A 2097-nucleotide genomic window follows, 5' to 3' on the forward strand; every position below is an offset into this window, starting at 1 on the left:
GGCTGCTGTAACCACCTTGCGCTACTTTTCTATATAATCGCCCATGGTGTCAGGTAAGGAAATATTCATACTTTTCATAATGTGATTTTTTGAATATACTTTTTTATATGATGGCGGTTTTTGTCATTTTCTGCCATTGGTAGAAAACACTATTCGTGATATTTCGTGATGTTGGTTTTTCTTGCTTTAACCTAACCTACTGATGTATAATAATTTTAAAGATTAATTTATTCTCAAGGACAAATCAAAATAACTTGATATTTGATGCTTAATATCTCCTGTAAAGTTAAAAATGTTACAAAGTGTTAATTGATAGACAAAAATTATGGTAAAACTTCGTCAATTGATCGCTGGTTTAATGACAGCTACAGTTTTAGTATCTAGTACAACTCCAGTAGATGCTCAAAAACGTCCTGTTGGTGTTGGTTCCTTAGGTGAAATGTCTTGTCAAGGAATAGAATATGGAAGATATAAAGCGACAAATAAAGACTTTCCTATAGGACTCCAAATTTTTAGGGGTATAGCTATATTTAGTACAAACCATAGAGATTGGATTGGTAAACAAGAGACAAATCAAGTTGCTTGTAGATTAACTGAAGCAGGACAGAAAGCAAAATATAAAACTTTAAATCTTGCATTTGGTATTGCTGATAATAATAGGCATGCACAAGGATCACTGGTTCGCTTATCTATTTATCGAGACGGAAACTTTTATCAATATAAAGATGTGACTAAAGGACAACTACTTTCTTGGCCAATAGATGTTAGGAATGTTCGTAGTATTGCTTTAGAAGCAGAATGTCTGAGAGGATCTACTATAAATAATAATACGTGCCCTCCAATTATTTTTTTTGAAGACACTTTACAATAACAAGCCGATGAAACGCAGAAAATTTATTCAATATAGTCTAATTGGTGGTGGCTCATTTGTTCTTAACTTAGGCTTATATAATCCTCAATCCGCAGATGCTTTCTTCGGATTATTTGGACTATTGTTAAGAGGTGCTTTTGCTGGTTTCCAAATGCGCGACAAACGATGGTACAAAGCACGTAAAGATGTGATGTTAGCTGAAAGAGAGTTTATCCGTCAACAATTCACTACTGTTGGTGTTGCAGAAGTAAATGATCCTAAAAATCAATATAATGTTATTGCTGTATCTGAACGTAAAGACCCTCTTGGAAATAATGTTGGTTTTGGTTTTCCTAGAATCGAAAATAATCAGGAATTTCTTGCAACTTCTGGTGGTCCTGGTTCTGTAGGAATGACTTATGCTGCTGAATATCTCAAACAAAATCGGAATATGGATGTATCAGAAGTTAATGCTTCAATAATACCTAAATTGAGTGGTGGTATCAACATTGTTTCAGATATGCGAGGGTGGTCTGACTCTACAAGTTCTAATAATTATCCTAATAATTATTCAGATACAGGAGTTAGGATTAGTTATGATCGAGTAAATTCTCGTAAGGGAACTTTTGGTTTAATTGATGTTACAGTCAACGCTAATCAGTTAATTAAGATTCCTCAAATCCGAGTCAAGCTATCCTAATTCATAGGAACGCAGATAAACGCAGATAAACGCAGATGGTTTAGAAATTACGGACAACACGCCTTATTTCTACTTTGGGATTACCAAAATTAATTAATAGACATAGAGTAAGTCCAGTTGTTTTCAGATAATTCATACATTGGGAAAAATGCTTACTATCCAGTGTTGTTACTGCCTTTAACTCCACAATAATAGCGTTTTCCACCAACAAATCAGCCCTATAACTACCCACAACTATACCGTCATACCAAACTTCCAACATTTTTTGCTGCTCAACCAACAAACCAATTTTCCGTAACTCATGCGCCAGCGCATTTTCATAAACCGCCTCCAAAAAACCAACCCCCAAAGTATTACCCACCTTAAAAGCACACCCAATAATCTTGTCCGTAACCCCATTCAAATCCAATCTGCGTTTATCTGCGTTCATCAGCGTTCCCACCAAATAAAAAAATCAGCAAATGTACGCAACCCAACGCCAAAACATCCGCGTTCATCTGCGTACATCTGCGTTCTAATTAATGCACCAACTCAATAGCCCGCTTAG

General features: G+C 35.5%; 3 protein-coding genes. 2 read left to right on the forward strand and 1 reads right to left on the reverse strand.

The features are described from left to right. Nucleotides 1–325: 325 nt before the first annotated feature. The gene (locus tag ACIR131C_RS0103510) at nt 326–871 is read left to right on the forward strand and encodes a hypothetical protein (RefSeq protein WP_028089084.1); all 546 of its coding nucleotides are present in this window, start codon (nt 326–328) and stop codon (nt 869–871) included. Nucleotides 872–878: 7 nt separating this feature from the next. Then, nucleotides 879–1550: a hypothetical protein gene (locus ACIR131C_RS0103515; protein ID WP_028089085.1), complete on the forward strand. Its 672-nt coding sequence runs from the start codon at nt 879–881 to the stop codon at nt 1548–1550. A 40-nt stretch (nt 1551–1590) separates the two neighbouring features. On the opposite strand, the gene ACIR131C_RS0103520 is transcribed toward ACIR131C_RS0103515, so the two are convergent. Further along, a complete protein-coding gene (locus tag ACIR131C_RS0103520; RefSeq protein WP_028089086.1) occupies nt 1591–1980 on the reverse strand; it encodes a GxxExxY protein in 390 nt (129 codons plus the stop codon). Between the last annotated feature and the right edge of the window lie 117 nt (nt 1981–2097).

The organism is Dolichospermum circinale AWQC131C, from assembly GCF_000426905.1.
In the GTDB taxonomy this organism is placed as follows: domain Bacteria; phylum Cyanobacteriota; class Cyanobacteriia; order Cyanobacteriales; family Nostocaceae; genus Dolichospermum; species Dolichospermum circinale.